This is a genomic window from Candidatus Edwardsbacteria bacterium, from assembly GCA_031082425.1.
Lineage (GTDB): Bacteria > Edwardsbacteria > AC1 > AC1 > EtOH8 > UBA2226.
Window position 1 is genome coordinate 137,441 of the sequence record JAVHLB010000004.1, and the last position, 15,953, is coordinate 153,393.

Annotated in this window: 16 protein-coding genes, 3 tRNA genes and 1 riboswitch; of the genes, 11 read left to right on the top strand and 8 right to left on the bottom strand. The window is 52.6% G+C overall.

The window, feature by feature from the left end:
• Positions 1–9: 9 nt before the first annotated feature.
• The 4 genes from RDU76_05425 to RDU76_05440 are packed head-to-tail and all read right to left on the bottom strand — an operon-like array spanning position 10 to position 4,106.
• Positions 10–1,221: a phosphoglycerate kinase gene (locus RDU76_05425; GenBank protein ID MDQ7798369.1), complete on the bottom strand. Its 1,212-nt coding sequence runs from the start codon at positions 1,219–1,221 to the stop codon at positions 10–12.
• A 52-nt stretch (positions 1,222–1,273) separates the two neighbouring features.
• On the bottom strand, positions 1,274–1,906 hold the full coding sequence (locus RDU76_05430) for an MBL fold metallo-hydrolase (GenBank protein MDQ7798370.1): 633 nt from the start codon (positions 1,904–1,906) through the stop codon (positions 1,274–1,276).
• Between the two features lie 25 nt (positions 1,907–1,931).
• Positions 1,932–2,462 (bottom strand): hypothetical protein, encoded by a 531-nt coding sequence (locus RDU76_05435; protein MDQ7798371.1) that lies wholly within the window; start codon positions 2,460–2,462, stop codon positions 1,932–1,934.
• A 21-nt stretch (positions 2,463–2,483) separates the two neighbouring features.
• Positions 2,484–4,106, bottom strand: coding sequence for a hypothetical protein (locus RDU76_05440; protein MDQ7798372.1), 1,623 nt, complete (start codon positions 4,104–4,106; stop codon positions 2,484–2,486).
• Between the two features lie 155 nt (positions 4,107–4,261).
• Between RDU76_05440 and RDU76_05445 the strand changes: the two genes are divergently transcribed.
• Together RDU76_05445 and RDU76_05450 are read left to right on the top strand one after the other, a co-directional pair.
• A complete protein-coding gene (locus RDU76_05445; protein MDQ7798373.1) occupies positions 4,262–4,405 on the top strand; it encodes a hypothetical protein in 144 nt (47 codons plus the stop codon).
• A 115-nt stretch (positions 4,406–4,520) separates the two neighbouring features.
• Positions 4,521–5,243 carry a hypothetical protein gene (locus tag RDU76_05450; GenBank protein ID MDQ7798374.1) on the top strand — a complete coding sequence of 241 codons (723 nt, stop codon included), beginning with the start codon at positions 4,521–4,523 and terminating at the stop codon, positions 5,241–5,243.
• Position 5,244: 1 nt separating this feature from the next.
• Here the strand turns inward: RDU76_05450 and RDU76_05455 are convergent, their stop codons facing one another.
• Positions 5,245–6,081, bottom strand: a complete 837-nt coding sequence (locus tag RDU76_05455) for a hypothetical protein (GenBank protein ID MDQ7798375.1) — start codon at positions 6,079–6,081, stop codon at positions 5,245–5,247.
• Positions 6,082–6,142: 61 nt separating this feature from the next.
• On the bottom strand, positions 6,143–7,420 hold the full coding sequence (larA, locus tag RDU76_05460) for a nickel-dependent lactate racemase (protein MDQ7798376.1): 1,278 nt from the start codon (positions 7,418–7,420) through the stop codon (positions 6,143–6,145).
• 183 nt (positions 7,421–7,603) lie between these two features.
• Here larA and RDU76_05465 point away from each other — a divergent pair.
• A tRNA-Lys gene (locus RDU76_05465) sits at positions 7,604–7,679 on the top strand.
• A 105-nt stretch (positions 7,680–7,784) separates the two neighbouring features.
• Here RDU76_05465 and RDU76_05470 read toward each other — a convergent pair.
• Both RDU76_05470 and RDU76_05475 read right to left on the bottom strand, forming a co-directional pair.
• Positions 7,785–8,330 (bottom strand): hypothetical protein, encoded by a 546-nt coding sequence (locus RDU76_05470; protein MDQ7798377.1) that lies wholly within the window; start codon positions 8,328–8,330, stop codon positions 7,785–7,787.
• 245 nt (positions 8,331–8,575) lie between these two features.
• Complete coding sequence (locus tag RDU76_05475; GenBank protein MDQ7798378.1) at positions 8,576–9,568, bottom strand: hypothetical protein; 993 nt, start codon at positions 9,566–9,568, stop codon at positions 8,576–8,578.
• A gap of 167 nt (positions 9,569–9,735) precedes the next feature.
• On the opposite strand from RDU76_05475, the gene RDU76_05480 reads away from it, so the two are divergent.
• The 8 genes from RDU76_05480 to RDU76_05515 all read left to right on the top strand — a co-directional run bounded on the left by RDU76_05480 (position 9,736) and on the right by RDU76_05515 (position 15,892).
• A tRNA-Arg gene (locus RDU76_05480) sits at positions 9,736–9,812 on the top strand.
• Positions 9,813–9,819: 7 nt separating this feature from the next.
• Positions 9,820–10,281, top strand: a complete 462-nt coding sequence (gene tadA / locus RDU76_05485) for a tRNA adenosine(34) deaminase TadA (GenBank protein MDQ7798379.1) — start codon at positions 9,820–9,822, stop codon at positions 10,279–10,281.
• Positions 10,282–10,308: 27 nt separating this feature from the next.
• Positions 10,309–10,402: transfer RNA gene (locus RDU76_05490), tRNA-Ser, on the top strand.
• Positions 10,403–10,832: 430 nt separating this feature from the next.
• Positions 10,833–11,030, top strand: a riboswitch (cobalamin riboswitch).
• Positions 11,031–11,121: 91 nt separating this feature from the next.
• The gene (locus tag RDU76_05495) at positions 11,122–12,021 is read left to right on the top strand and encodes a cobalamin-binding protein (GenBank protein ID MDQ7798380.1); all 900 of its coding nucleotides are present in this window, start codon (positions 11,122–11,124) and stop codon (positions 12,019–12,021) included.
• Positions 12,011–12,976 (top strand): iron ABC transporter permease, encoded by a 966-nt coding sequence (locus tag RDU76_05500; GenBank protein ID MDQ7798381.1) that lies wholly within the window; start codon positions 12,011–12,013, stop codon positions 12,974–12,976. Before RDU76_05495 ends, RDU76_05500 begins: the two co-directional genes overlap by 11 nt.
• Entirely contained in the window at positions 12,973–13,737 is a 765-nt protein-coding gene (locus RDU76_05505) for an ABC transporter ATP-binding protein (protein ID MDQ7798382.1), read from the top strand. Before RDU76_05500 ends, RDU76_05505 begins: the two co-directional genes overlap by 4 nt.
• A 15-nt stretch (positions 13,738–13,752) precedes the next feature.
• The gene (locus RDU76_05510) at positions 13,753–13,956 is read left to right on the top strand and encodes a winged helix-turn-helix domain-containing protein (protein MDQ7798383.1); all 204 of its coding nucleotides are present in this window, start codon (positions 13,753–13,755) and stop codon (positions 13,954–13,956) included.
• Between the two features lie 19 nt (positions 13,957–13,975).
• Positions 13,976–15,892 carry a TonB-dependent receptor gene (locus RDU76_05515; protein MDQ7798384.1) on the top strand — a complete coding sequence of 639 codons (1,917 nt, stop codon included), beginning with the start codon at positions 13,976–13,978 and terminating at the stop codon, positions 15,890–15,892.
• The last annotated feature ends 61 nt before the right edge of the window (positions 15,893–15,953 follow it).

Below are 15,953 nucleotides of genomic sequence, written 5' to 3' on the forward strand. Positions count from 1 at the left end.
CCCTTGATGTTATTTATCAGTCAGCGCCGCCACCCCGGGCAGTACTTTCCCCTCCAAAAACTCCAACGACGCCCCGCCCCCGGTGGAGATATGCGATATCTTTTCGGCCACCCCGGAAAGATGCACCGCCGAGGCGGAATCCCCCCCGCCGATGATGGACTTGGCCCCCGATGCCGCCACGGCTTTGGCCACTTCGAAGGTTCCCTTGGCGTATTCCGGGGTCTCGAAGATGCCCATCGGTCCGTTCCAGACTATGGTCCTAGCCCCGGAGATGGCCTTATTGTACTCGATGATCGTCCGGGGGCCGATGTCCACACCGGCCAGGCCCCGGGGGATTTCTGCGACCTCTTTGGGATTGACGAAGGTGAAGGTCGGCTTTCCTTTCTTATCCGGTTGGCCTTCTTTTTTCTCGGCTGCAATGTGGTCTATCGGCAGTAGGAATCTGATCTTTTGGGATTTTTGCAGGATATCCTTGGCCATATCCAGTTTGTCCTTCTCGACCAGGGAGGAGCCGACCTCCTTGCCCTGGGCCAGCAGGAATGTGTAGGCCATGGCCCCGCCGATCAGAACGGCATCGGCCTTGTTCAACAGGTTCTCTATCACCGCTATTTTATCGGATACCTTGGCCCCGCCCAGGATGGCCACAAAGGGATGCTCCGGGCTTTCCAGGGCGGCCGACAGATAATCTATCTCCTTCTCCATCAGGAAGCCGGCGGTGTTCTGCTTGAAATATTTCGTCACTCCCTCGGTGGAGGCGTGGGCCCGGTGGGCAGTGCCGAAGGCATCGTTGACATATATTTCCCCCAGTTCCGCCAGCTGTTTGGCAAAAGCCGGATCGTTCTTCTCCTCTTCGGCATGGAAGCGCAGGTTCTCCAGCAAAAGGACCCCGCCCTCCTTCAGTTCCTGGGACAGTTTCAGTATCTCGGGACCGATGCAGTCAGCGGCGAACTTGACAGGTTTCTTCAGCAGTTCCGCCAGCTTGTCTGCCACCGGTTTCAGGGTGAACTGCATATTCACCTGACCCTCGGGGCGGCCCAGGTGGGACATCAGCACCACTTTGGCCCCATGGTCTAAGAGATAGTTGATGGTGGGCAGGGCCCCCACCATCCGGGAGTCGTCCTTGATGGCCCCGGTCTTCTTGTCCTGGGGAACGTTGAAATCCACCCGGACCAGCACCCGTTTGCCTTTCAGATCGAGATCGCGGATATTGAGTTTTTTCATGGAAATCCTCCTCTGCGGCAATTTGAGATTCAATATTTGATATTTTCAATTTTCACAGGAACGGGTTCTCTTTCCGCTCTTGCCCAATGGTGGTCCTGGGCCCGTGGCCCGGTCGGACGACAGTTTCATCGGGCAGCTTTAAAAGCTTTTCTTTGATTGAACGGATGATGGCCTTTTCGTCTCCGCCCGGCAGATCGGTCCGTCCCACCGATCCCGCAAACAGGGTGTCGCCGGAGAAAAGCGTGCCATCAACATAAAGACAAATACATCCTGGCGTATGGCCGGGAGTATGGATCACCCTTATCGATAGCTTTCCTAGCTGCATAATTTGGCCGTCCTCCAACTGCCGGTCGGCCGGCGGAGAGACGACCTCTTTCCCGAACATGAACGAGCCGTTCATGGTGCCCGATCCAATCATGTCGGCATCACCGGAGTGAATGAGCAGTTCGGCTCCGGTGGCCTTTTTGATCGGTTCGTTGCCGGCTATGTGGTCGATATGGCCGTGAGTGTTCAGGATATATCGGGGTTTCAGGTCATGCTGGCCGATAAGCCCCAGGATGGTCCTTGCTTCGCCCGGGTTGAAAGCGCCGGGATCTATTATCATCACTTCCCCGGTTTCCGAGCAGGCCAGCAGATAGCAATTGGTGTCCACCAGACCCTTGGCCACCACGGTCTGATATATCATGGGTTTGTTTGGATCGGTCAATTTATCACTTCCCCTGGGCCTGAACCCTGAGCTGAAAATCCTTCCAATTAGCCACCAGGCTGCCCTTCATATAAAGATTGATGACCATATATTTGTCGTTTAGATCGGCATAATACAAGTGGGTCATCTTCTGGATGAAAGTGACCGCCTCCTGGAACATTGCCGGCAGATCGTCCTGGGGGTAGGTGAACTTTCCCGCACCCAGGTAGCTGGCCTTGTCCTTTTCCTGAAGTTCCAGGTAGCAGTTCAGCACCAGGCTGTCCGGCCAGGCCAGCGCCGTTATGGAGCTGCTGATCAGTTTTCCGCTGATACCCTGGGCCCGGCTGTTGTAGGCGGTCATTTTTAATGCGATCAGGTCGGCCACCGTGAATACCGCCTGCTTGTCGTATGAATCGGGAAGATATTTATAAAGGCCCTGGGACGATGTTTCCTCGGCAGCCGCCTGGTCCTTTTCCTTGTCGCTCTTTTTATCGGCCGGCAGGGAGGAAGCCAGCAGCAAGGTAATGAACAGCGCTAATGATAGGCGTCTTTTCATCTTTTTCTCCTTAGTGTATGTTCAATCCAGAATGGAGTCGGGAAGTTTGTCGTCCCGCTTTATCCGCTCCGCCATGCTGTCGCTTATTTTTTTACGCAGTTCCATTATCGGGACGTATTTCTTGAAATTGATGCGATCGGGGCCCACCATCTCCTCGTCCATCAGCATCTTTTTCAGGGATTCGTACAAGGCCCGGATCTCACCGTGTTTCTTTCCTTGGAGCCGCTTCAGCTGGCGGGCCAGAGCCTCCTTCTGCATTTGGTCAGGGGCCTGGTTTATCCTTTTCTTCAGATCCTGCTCATCCAGCACGTATTTCATGGCCAGCGGCTGGGCCACGGCTTTCTTGACAGCCACCAGAACGGGATCAACCATTCCTTTGTCTCCCTCCGTCCTTGGGTCTGATGGCTGGGGTTCGTCACAGGTGGCATTCACCTCGTAAGCCCTTTCGTGGGCTATCTTCATGGAATCTTTCATCAACTGGACTATCTGGGGGTCGATGGATTGGATCTCCATCAGCTGTTCCGCCTTAAGGTCGTGCAGCCAGAATTGGACCGTCTGGATGGCCGAGTTGCGCACCGCCTCAAGGTAGATCTGGACGCTCAGGGGGTTCATATTAAGGTATTGAAGGACCGATTCGTCGGTCGGCGTTTCCTTGCGATCCAGTCCGGTATATACTCCGGAGGTGATCTCGAACCCCTGCCCCAGGCAGATGTAATCCTTGGTGTCGTTGAAAAAAAGCCGGCCCATAAAATATTTGGTCTCGTCGGCCGGCCGGTATTTGACCAGCACATGGGTGCCCTCCAGCAGGCCGGATTGCCCGTCCTTTATTTTCAGCACCTGGCGCAGGTCGAAATAACGATCGTTGCCATCGGAGTCCTTGAGCTTGGGAAGCAGCTTGGCCAGCTCCTGTTTTTGCTCCCTGCTCAGCTGGCTGAGGTTCTCCGAGGGGCGGTACCTCATGGCCCGGCGGTTGACCTCGTCGTATTCCGTCTTCAGCCGTTCCATCTCCTCGGAATGCTGGGCGATGGAGATGCTGTCCTGCAGCAGCGCCTCCAACTGGTCCACCGTCTGCTCCAGGTCTTTCTTCTCGTTTTCGATGGCCAGGATGGTCTCCTCGGCCATCTTCATGGCTTCCTCGCGGGCCTGGCTGACCTGCTGCTGGTTCTTCTCCTCGCTGACTCCGTTGTTCTTCACCTCCAAAATCTTGGCGGTGAGCAGACCGATCTTGTTCCTCTCGGACTCGTAAAGGTCCTTAAGCCTGGCTATGGCGACAGTATGGTCGCGCCTTTCCTTTTCCAGCTTCATCAGCCGCTGGGCATACACTTTGTTGGCCACGGTGATGGCCCGCTCCTTGTCGCCGCTGAAGGCGGTGGGGGCGTAATAGACCAGGGTGTCGGTCTTATACTGGCCGGCCAGTTCGATCTTGTCGCCCACCAGGTTGGCCACCACCTCGGAGATGTCTACCATCAGAGCCTCCTTGGCGCTCATGGTCATCTGTGGGCTGCCCCCGAACATCTTCATAACGGTTTTTTCCTTGTCGCGCAGATCCTCTATGGTCAGGATTATGCTCGGTTCCATCACTTTGCCGTCAGGCATTATTACCATTATCTTTCCCTGGGGGGTCTGTTTCTTCCCTGCGGTCATATCAGCTGTTTTTTGGTTAAAGGTTCAGATATAATGTGTTAATTTAACATAAAACGTTATCAGATTTCAACCACTATATACCAGTAAAGTCGCCGTCGGGATTTTCTTGCTTTGTCGGTCGGCCGCCCATTCGCCGGGCAGGTGAAGGATGGGACATGCGTCGCGCCGATGTCCGGTGCAGTTCTAGTAAAAAGGCTCCATCGGGCAAGTTGAGGGTCAGCCAGCACCGGGTCGCCGGCTGTGTCCACGAGCGAATCAGCGATACCAGCTGCCCCGTAAAGTTAAGCCTGAAATTGTGATGCATCAAGGAAGGATCGGTGGTTTTAATATCCGTCGTTTTTGCTTAAGGTTGACAAACTGATGTTTGGTTGTTATCATTGTCCAGATCCAACAGACCAAAAACAAAGGAACTCCATGCCAAAAAAAATCATTCTAATATTGCCCCTGATGCTATTGGCCGCCGGATACTGTCTGGCCCAAACTAACTGCCCCTTCGGCCTGACCGACGATCCCGCTCCGGGCCAGTGCAGCCGCTATGTTGACGGCAATGGGGACAGCCTCTGCGATCTGTCCCAGGACCTTACTCAATCGGGCGGAGCCTCGGCCGGGGAACCGGGAGATGCTGTCCAAAATGAAAACCCCGGGCCGGCTGAAGAATCGACCGATAGCGATCAAACCGAACAGGGATCGGGATTGGAGGTTGTTCCACAGCCGGATCCCCAGAATATTCCCGAGATCGCTCCGGAGGAACAGCCGGAAACAATAGCCATCGAACCGGCCGAAGGGAAATCCCTGAAATTAAACCGCCCCAATTATCACCCATGGCTTCTGCTGTTTATGGTCTCAGTATTAGCTGGTGCCGGGGAGGTATGGCAGCGACGGGACCCCAAAAAGATCATTATGATCCAGACCGTCTGGAATTGGCTGCTGCTGGCCAGTTTTTTTGCCGGTTCGCTGACCGGGCTGTATTTTATCCTGCCGCTGGAATCCCGGCCCGTCATCACCTTCAATTTGTCCTACTGGCATAGCGTCACCGGATTGATATTCATTTACATCGGCCTATACCATGCCATCCGCCGGGCCGCCTGCCTCGTCCGAGGGGCCAAGACCTGTACAAGAAAAACACCCTGTTGCTGAGCTAAGGCAACGGCGGCACCACCCTCTTTCCCTTGGCCTTGCCGGGGGAGTTGTCAAACACCTCTATCACATGGTAGACCGCCACGATTGATTTCCTGGGGGCCGCCCCGTGGAAATAATCATGGATGCCGTTTACGTAGTCCGCCATCTGCCTCTGATATCCGGAGAGCTCCGGATCATTGGGATCGATCAGCTGGGCTATGGCCCGGACCTCGAAAGAGGGAATATCCAGAAATACGATGGATACCGCCGGATCGGTCATCTGGTTCAAAAAGGTATGGGTGGCAAAATCCGGCTTGGCATACAGTTCCAAAGAGACCTGCTTGGTATCATCCAGCAGGTCCTTCCTCTGGCCATAGAGATTCATCAGCCAGCTCAGTTTATAGTTCATTGAGGAATCCGCCGAAGATTGAAGCTCATCCAGCAGCCCGCCAATGGCCTCCGGTTTGGGAAGAAAGCCCATCCCCTTTACCGCATTGTTGATGATGATCCGGCTGTCCCCGCGGCCGGCTCCGTGACTGGCCACCATTCCGCTGTGCGGCCCGGCAAAACCCGGCATCTCCCGTTTTTTGATGCCCTCCAGGGTTTTAATCCTCTCCTTAAGGTTCCATTCCATGAAGCCCGGGGATAGATGCTGGATGGCAAAATCCTGCCACCGCCCTTCCACTTTTGCCCGGAGGACCCCCTGCTCGGCTTTTTTCAGATCGATATTATCCTGCCGGCAGTATTTGCCGTCCCTCCAGAATTCAGCGCCCTGGGGCGGTTTGTTTTTCCCGGCGGCAAAAAGATTGGCCGACAAAAAACAGACAGCGGTGGATAAAACAATCTCCTTGAACATATGCCTCTCCTTATAATCGGGTTGATATCTAATGCTAACAAGACGGCCGCGGGATCTCAGGTTATGGCTGCCGCCTCTCCAGCATGATGGAATTGGCCTGGGGCGCCAAGTAACATTTAAAATCCGCCCCATGTTTGAGCTTCAGATAGTCCAAAGCGCTTTGGCAGTCTGGCATGAACTTGAATTTCAGTTCCTGGGTCTTGGATTTCTCGATGCTGCTTATAAGCAGAACCTCGCATTTGTCCATCACCAGAGCTGTGGCAAAGGCCCGATGGGCCTCGGCGGTGATATTTTCTTCGGGAGTAGATAATATTTCTTTTATCGAATACCTCTCCATCCAGTGGCCGAACCCATCTTGTCCAACCCCCTCCCGGCACTGGCCCACCAGCACTATGGTCCCGCCCGGCTTTACGGCGCTTTCCAGGTTATTGAGCAACCTCTGCATTTGGTAGAGGTTGATGTCCAGCGGATATCCCCCGGCCGAGGCGATGATGCAGTCCGCCAATCCCTCATATTCAGCCGACCACAACTTGTGGCACAGATCTACTCCTGATTCCCAGGCCCTCTGCCAGTGCCCGGCAAATAGGCCGGCGATTTCATCTTCCGGGGTGGGTACTACGTTAATCAGAAAGTCAATTCTTGCCAGCGAAGCGGCTTCGGCCATTTCAAGGTGGATGGGATTATCCTTAAGCCGGCCAGGACCGTTCTTGCCCCGGGCGACCATGGCGTGGTTGGCGGCAATGGAGCTTCGTGAGGCGCAGCCCGGCATGACCGCCTTCCGGCCGCCGGAATAGCCCGCCAGGTAATGCGGAGTGATCTTGCCGGTGGCGATAATGAAATCGCTCTCCAACAAACGCTGATTCACCTCCACCTCACGGCCGTTTGTCAGCCGGCTTAGGGCGATGCAGTTTTGATCGCAGTTATGGGCATACAGGTTCAGCCGATCAAAGGCCTTTGGTCCATACAGGGCCTCCCGTTCCTCGCAGCTGGGCGCCCGGTGATTTCCGGTGGCGATAAGGAGATCGGCCCGATTGGATCCGATCCCGGCTTTCTGAAACTCATGCAGCAGACGATCCAGGATCAAGGGATAATGGGGAACCACCCTGGTATGGTCGCTGGCGATTATCAGGGGTCTTTGGGGTTTGATTTTTTTCAAAAGTTCCCAAAGCGGGGGTGATCCGATGGGTTTTAGCATTGCCTTGTCCAGAGCGGCGGTAACGCCGCTGATGGCCTCTCTTCCTGAAACCGAAAGGATTCCGAGCAGGTTCTTTTCTGGCATATCAATTTTAAGGCAGGTGTCTCCGTAGGCCAATTCAATATGTCTTGTTAGCAGTGCCATAAGCACTTAATAATCAATAAATTAAAAATATAAACAGGCTGGAATGATTTGTAACTATAACCCTTATTTGGGCGCCTAGTCAAGGATAAAATTCCGCCGTCCTTCATAATCTTTTGGAGAATGAAATTAAAAGACTCTTTACATTCTGGCAAAATTTTAGTATAATGATTGTCTTGAAAAAATGCGCCATTAGCTCAGTTGGTAGAGCAGCTGACTCTTAATCAGCGGGTCAAAGGTTCGAGTCCTTTATGGCGCACCAGAATAGAAGAAAGCCGTCATTGAAATGATATGACGGCTTTATATTTTACCTATTGGATTTTAAAAGAGCTGTTGGGCCCCTGGCCAGATTCTTTGCCTGGCGTGGTCAATTTTTATCATCATGCTCAATCATCGATTCTCCGCCAGCTACTGTCTGGATATCAGTTTCGGCCTTGGCAGCTGGGAAATTAACGGGCTGTCCTAACTTATTGACGATATCCTCCAGCGTTTTTTGAAATTTCGGAGAATTTCTGACATTATCAAAATCCGGGTCTGCTTTGATATGGTCTAGGTCAGTAAAACCTTCATCCACCGCCTGCTTCAAATACTTGGCTGCCTGTTTATCATTGCCAGTCTGGCTATAACAGCAGGCCAGGTTATACAGGTCATCGAATTCGCTTTTGCCGGTCTTTGACAATAAATGATAAAAAGTGATGGCGTCCTGGTAATTTTTTTTCCAAAAACTTACCTTGGCGCTTATCTCCAACTTGTCAGCAATGCAAGCCAGGCGCTGGCAAAGAGTTTGAGTTTGGATTGTCTTATCCACATGGGTCATATTATCTTTTTTGTCTATTACCCTTTCTCTTGTGATGCCCAGGGAAATCCCCGTAATTGTGAACAGGGAGACAATCAGCAGTGTTGTTTTTTTCATGGGTTTACCTCCAATTTTATATTCATTTCAAAATACGTAAGCTCTTACGCATTAGTTTCATTATTTTTGTTTTTTATCCATCTCTATGGTATTTATTGTGTTGCCTGGCAAGATTTAAAGGCCTTATATAAAATAGCCGCCCCTTGATATCGAGCGGCTATGGTTATCTTTCTCGCTTTTCTTACTTTAACATATATTCTATTTCCTTAAAATTGGCGCCACTGGATATTTTTTTATCTTTATGATCAATGGCTTCCGCTAAATTCCTGCTTAATCCACTCGGCGATCTTGGAGGTATCTTTCATTTTTTCTTTCCATTCTTTATCCTGGTACATTATTCCGTCATGGCGAATAGTGATCGCGTCATCCAATGATTTGAACTGCTTTTCAACCGGATATTTATCGAAGAAAAAGAAGGGATAATTATACCTGTCATCCAAGCAGGCCATCTCATCCCGGCTGAGCATGTTCAGCACCGCCCCGGCCAAGGCGGTTTGATGAAGGAAGATACGCTTTTTAACATCTTTCTTGCATTCCCCCCGATAGAACGGATCGGAATAGAGTTTTTCGTAGGATACCGGCCATTTTCGCAGAATCCCCCGCTCGGGCCTGACTATAAGTATCCCGGCATTGAAATAAGCCCTTATCTGAGCGCTATCCACCGGCGTGGTTACGGGAAAGATCGCTTTCGGTTTTACGGAGAGTTTCACGTACAATCGTGACCAGAATTCGTCGGGCGGCTCATTATAGGCCGAACCGATCAGTTTGAGCATCACCGGCCGCCAGCCGAAGCAAATCCCGTCTTTTAAAATGAAATCCTTCGGCTCTTGGGCGATGATATTATCGGCATCCAGCCAGGCCAGTATCTTAAAATTCCCGGCGGCGGCCCCTTCGGCAGTGCCGGCGGCGAAGGTCTTGCCGGAATAGTAGTAATCCCTGGCCGCTTCGGGGGTGGCGGATGTCCGCACCTCGATATTCAGAGGGGAAGATCTAGGACCGATCCTCCCCGGCAGTTCGGATGATTCGGCCGGAAGATACAGCCAGAATGGCGCCTCTTTCATATCTCCGCCATAAGTCCGCAGGCTCCTGGCCAGCACCAGAGCCTGTTCCAATTCGGATTCATCCTGGGCAAAGGTGGCAAAAACGATATTCTCCATATTTTTCCTCCCATAGGCTGTGATGGTAAGCACATACATCAGGAGAGCTGACAGCAGAAATATTTTAGGGCTTATTTTCATAGGTCTCCTTTCCTGACAGTAAAATAACCTTTATTCTTTATATAATATACTATAATTTTTTTAATTTGACAAATATTAATTTCAAAGTAAATATATATGCCGGCATATCCCCCTCATCAAACATCTTGACTTGAAGGCCATTTAATGGTTATAATTGCTGTTGAAGTGCGCCCGTAGCCCAACTGGATAGAGCAACGGACTACGAATCCGTAGGTTAGAGGTTCGAATCCTCTCGGGCGTACCATTTTATTATGGAAAAGAAACGCGGCGATACATATTTCATGCAACGGGCACTTAAGCTGGCCCAAACGGCGGCCCTGATCAACGAAGTCCCGGTGGGGGCCGTGGTCGTTCATGATCATAAGATCATAGGAAGAGGCCGGAATCAAGTGGAGGCTCGTAAAGACGCCTCCCAGCATGCCGAGTTGACAGCCCTCAAACAAGCTGCTAAAAAACTGGGTCGCTGGCGTCTGGGCGGATGCACCTTATATGTGACCCTGGAGCCCTGCTCCATGTGCGCCGGAGCCATGGTGCTGTCGAGGATTGACCGGCTGGTGTATGCAGCATCGGACCCCAAGGCTGGGGCCTGCGGCTCGGTTTTCAATATAGTCGAGGATAAGCGTCTCAACCATCTTGTCACTGTGGAGGGGGGATTGCTTGCCAAAGAGGCCTCGCAACTATTGAAGGATTTCTTCAAAAAACGCCGATCTTAAAATCTGATAACATATATATCTGTTAGCGGAGAGTTGGCCGAGCTGGTCGAAGGCGCACGACTCGAAATCGTGTATTCCGTGATGAGCGGGATCCGGGGTTCGAATCCCTGACTCTCCGCCAGTTTATTATAAGAACCCCGGATCAACGCAGTTGAGGGGTCCTCCGCCGGCAGTAATACCTGTTGCATAGCGGCGGCGGATGCGCCTAAGGAGCAGAATCCCTGTCTCTCCGCCAATACGCCCAACTAAGCGAAAATATCCGGCAGGCTTAGTCTGGCGAGCCAGAATTTATTGTTCCCTGATGCCGGAGCTATTTCCGCCTTTAGCCGACGAAATCCGTTATGTTATATACCAGGCTAAAAAAGGATGTGGTCGGCAGACTGCGCCCAAAGGGGTCTACATATTAAACAGGTTGCGTCTGGCAGGCCGATACTGCCAAGTGGGCAAATATACAAAGCCGGCTTTCGCCTGCATCCAAAACCATAGGATTGCGGCGGACTGATCGTATGTAGGGTAATTTTAGCATACTTGACATAATTTAAAATTTCTTATATAATCCAGCTTGTTAAGGTGCTCCCGAATTTTCGGGAGATAATCGGGAATCCCGTGCTCTAAATTTTTAGATAATCGGGAGCTGCCCCGCAACTGTAAGCCCAAATATTGGATCCAAGCATATCGCCACTGTTACCACGGGAAGGCGCTTGGGATCAGGGCAAGCCAGGAGACCGGCCTTAATGGAATCTTCACCGGACCTTCGAGGGAAAAGGTCGGGCTTGATTTGTTATAAGGTCAAGGCTCGAATCTTTTCATAAGGTTCGAGCCTTTTCAATATGGAGATATATGAAAAAACCCTTTCCCTACATCATAACCGCCCTCCTTTTTATAAGCTGTGGCCAAAAGGAAACCCCGCCGCTTTATTCCGGTAAAAAATTGACCGTAACCGACGATATCGGCCGTACAGTTATATTATCCAAAGCCCCGGACCGGGTGATCTCCCTTGCCCCCAATATCACCGAAATGATCTACGCCCTGCAGGCCGAGAACAAGCTGATCGGTGTTACCGCCTGGTGTAACTATCCGCCACGGACCAGGGAAAAGGAGATCGTCGGCGATGCTGCCACTGCCAACCTGGAAAGGATTCTATCCCTAAAGCCCGATCTGGCAATTATGGTGGGAACCAGCAACACTCCCATCCTAGCCAAACTGGAAGCCCTGAAGATTCCCGCTTTGGTACTGAACCCCGCCAGCCTTGAGGATATATCCAACGACATTCGGCTTCTTTCGGTCGTTTTCAATAAGCAACCCGTGGCCGATTCGCTGTTGACAGTTATCTCCACCGCCTTGAATAAAATAACCTCTTCCCTGGAGATGATCCCGCCAGGCAAAAGGCCCAAGGTCTATGCCGAGATATCGTCCCAACCATTGATGACCGCCGGCCAAACGGGACTGGTGGGTCTGCTGGTAGCTCGGGCCGGGGGTGAAAATATCATGTCCGACATCGGCCGGGATTATGCCGTCATCAACCCGGAGCTCGTCATTCAGCGACGGCCGGATATTATACTGGTCCTTCATCCCCAGACCGACAAAAAGCAACTGGCTGAAAGGATCGGCTGGCAGAACATCCCGGCGGTCAAAAATAAAAAAGTGTTCGACCATCTGGACCTGGATATTATTCTGCGGGCCGGACCCCGGTCTGTTATGGGATTAAAAGAGCTGAATAGAATATTTTATGAAAAGTAAGCCTTTGGTCTGGCTGTCGCCGCTGGTACTTTTAATGGCAGTTTTAGCCGGCCTGGCCTTCGGCCCTGGCGGGTTCGGACTGTTCGTCAGCCCGGAGATAGCCTCCATCCGGCTGCCCCGGGTCTTGCTGGGAGCCCTGGTGGGAATGGGCCTGGCGGTTTCCGGCGCCGCCCTGCAGGCGGTTTTGGGCAATGCCCTGGCCGAACCATATCTGCTGGGGGTTTCCGGCGGGGCGGCCTGCGGCACGGCTTTGGCCCTGATCCTGGGCCTATCGTCCGGCCTGGCCGGGGTTTTCACCATGCAGTTTTTTTCTTTCTTTTTCGGAGTGGCCGCCATCTTTTTGGTCTACCGGCTGGCCCGGGTCCACGGGCGGCTTCCTTCAGAGACCATGATATTGTCCGGAGTGGTGGTCAATGCTTTCTTCTCCGGTCTGATAATGCTGCTGATGTCGCTGGCCGGAAGACAGCTGCAGGATATGATCTACATTTTGATGGGCAACCTAGGCATCCTGTTCACCCGGGATACTGTTTTCCTGCTGGCCATGGCCTCGGTGCTGGTGATGGCGGGGTCCATCTACCTATGGATCCAGTCGAAAAACCTGAACCTGCTGACCCTGGGGGAGGCCCCGGCCCAGAGCATGGGGGTTCCGGTGGAACGGCTGAAAAAGACCGTTTTCTTCATCATCGCCCTGATGGTGGCGGCCCTGGTTTCCCTGGCCGGGGTGATCGGTTTCATCGGATTGATGGTGCCCCACCTGGGCAGGATGCTGTCCGGGCCGGACAATAAACGCCTGCTGCCGGTCTCCGGCCTGTTGGGTGCCAGCCTGTTGATCCTCTCGGACACCCTGGCCAGAAGCTTTGGAAATTTCGAGATCCCGGTGGGCGTCATCACCGCCCTTTTGGGCGTGCCCTTCTTCATCTTCCTGCTGTGGAGGAAAAAATCGCAGAAGATATGATAGCTGTTAACCATCTCACATACCGCTATGGAACGATCCCAGCCCTTCGCGATGTCAGCTTTCAGGCCGCTTCGGGAGAGACGATCGGGTTGATCGGACCCAACGGTTCGGGCAAAAGCACCTTGCTGTCATGCCTGGCCGGATTAAGAACCGATTTTTCGGGCCGGATAATGATCAGAGGAAAGGATATCTCCGGATTTAATTCTCAGGCCCTGGCCCGGGTGATCTCGGTGGTTTTTCAGGATAATCATTTTCCCTTCGATTTCACCGCCTACCAGATCGTGGCCATGGGCCGGAGCCCTTTCCTCAAGGTACTGCAGGATGAAACCGCCACGGATCACAGGATTATAAAAGATGCGATGCAACTGAGCGACTGCTGGCAGCTGAGGGAACGGCCCATCACCGAACTTTCGGGCGGCGAGCGCCAGCGGGTGATATTGGCCCGGGCCCTGGCCCAGCAGCCCAGGGTGTTATTGATGGATGAGCCCACCAATCACCTGGACCTCAAGCACCAGCGCCTGATCCTGGGAACGGCCAGAAAGCTGAGCTCCCAAAGCGGAATTTTGGTCATGGCAGTCCTGCACGATCTGAATCTGGCCGCCAGTTTTTGCGACCGGATCATACTGCTGCATCAGGGAGCCATTGCCGCCGACAATCCGCCAAAAGAAGTGCTGAGAGAGAACGTTCTTAAGCCGGTCTATGAGACCGATATCGATATCGTATTGCACCCCAAGACAAACAGACCCCAAATCCTTATTTGAAAAGGGAGAAGATCCATGTGGGGAATCAAGATCGGGGAAAATGCCGGAGCGATCTGGCGTGAGTTGAATGCCAAGGGCGAGCAGAATATCAGCGCCTTAAAAAGAAGCACCGGGCTGGACGATAAAAACCTTTATCTGGCTCTGGGCTGGCTGGCCAAGGAGAACAAAATAATATTTTCTCGGAAACAAAGACAGATCCTGATCGGTTTGATCGGATAACAAACATTAAGGAGAATAGATGCTGACCGCCCTGATGCTTAGCCTGGTCCTGGCAGCCTCCCCCGGGGACTCCCCAAGCGGCCCAAATGCCACCGGCAGCGGCTCCAATGAGTCCCTTGACACTTTGACCGAAAATGATGGTATCAAACCGGCAGCGCCGGCCGACAGCCTCCCGGTTTTCGCCTTAAAGGGCATCGTGGTGACCGCCACCCGGACAGCCCTGGCCCAGTTGGCGGCCCCGGCCAGCGTTTCCATCATCGTCCCCGACCCCGGCGACCCCGGCCAGGGAGCGATAGCCGCCTTCTCCCAGGTGCCGGGAACCAATTCCGGTCTCTATGGCGGGTTGGGAAGCATGGCAAATTTCAGCATCCGGGGTTCCTCTGCCGAACAGGTATTGTTCCTGCTAAACGGAATGCCCTTGAATTCCGCCCTGAATGGGGGGTATGATCTGAAAAAACTGAACGCCAATATAAAACAGATCGAGATCGTCAGGGGTCCGGCCTCGGCTCTTTACGGGGCCAATGCCCTGGCCGGCGTGGTCAATATAATAACGGCTGACGATGCGCCGGAAAAGCCTTATTCCAGAATAACCTATCAATACGGCAAGCATAAACAACAGAGCATGTCGGCCGTCCTTTCCCGGCAGCTGAACCGCTTTACGGGCATCACCTTTTCGGCCGACTGGAAAAGTACCGACGGCGAAAGACCAAATTCGGATTACAGCGGCAGCAACTATCTTCTGGGCTTGAAAATCAGGCCGGACAGCCTGATCCGAATCGGGATGGAGTATCAATCCTATCAATCTATCGGCGGATCCCCCGGGAGCATATCTTGGCAGACGGCCAATGACCGAATGTCCGATGATCAGCAGGATTATTATGCTAGCCTGGAATATTCCGACCTTGTCAAATTCAAGATAGGCCAGAGCCAGATCAGTACCTTTTATTATTACGAATACAACAATACCGCCCCGGAGAATTTTTCCCGGCAAAGCAATGCCGACATCCAATTTACCTATGGATTCTGGCAGGGGTTCAACACCGTATGGGGCGGCGCCTACCAGCAGATCAAGAGCGAAAGCGACAATTCCGGAAGTCACCGGACCAATCTGTATTCGGCCTTTGTGAATCAGGAGTATCGCCCCTGGCACCCATGGCTGATAGTGGCCGGGCTGCGCTATGATAAAAATTACGGGCATGATGCCCAAACATCGCCGAACATCTCCAGCAGCTGGCAGTTCAATGACCGCTGGACTATCTATGGGAACTACGGCCAGGCCTATCGGGTGCCCACCATCAATGAACTCTACTGGAATGAGCCCTATACCACCGGCAACCCTGATCTGGTCCCCGAAAAATCTCAACAATATGAGCTGGGCACAAGATATAAAGAAGACTCCTACAACATATCCTTTTCAGCCTATCAGCGCAAAACCAACGACATGATAAGATGGTTGTACGATATGAACACCTATCTGCTCACTTGGGCCAATAATCTGGATGTCAATACCTCCGGTGTTGAATTGACTGGAGGGATATCAATATTGAAATATCTGGTTTTTGACCTAAACTACGGCCTCTGCGTGGCAAAGGTGACATCGGATAGCAGCCGGGAGTTGAATTACACCCCGGCCAATTCCGCCAGCCTGGCTCTTTCCTTCAGGGATTTTCCCGTCACCGACCGTCTCTCTCTCAGCTGGCAGTTTAACACCCAGTACAAGGACCGCCAGATGGTCAGCCCCCCCGATGAATTGGGCCCCGGTTTCGAACTGCCGCGTTATTTTGTATCCGGCCAGACCCTGTCTTTGAAGATCCGGGATGCCGTCCTGTTTTACAAGATCGACAACCTGTTCAATGCCGAATACCAGGTGCGGGCCGGCTATCCCATGCCCCGCCGGAGCTATGCCTTAGGCATATCCCTGGAGCTGTGGGACTGATGGTTCAAGTTTTTACCCGCCAAAAGCCCGATCCCCTCGGGCTTTTTATATTTGACAACCG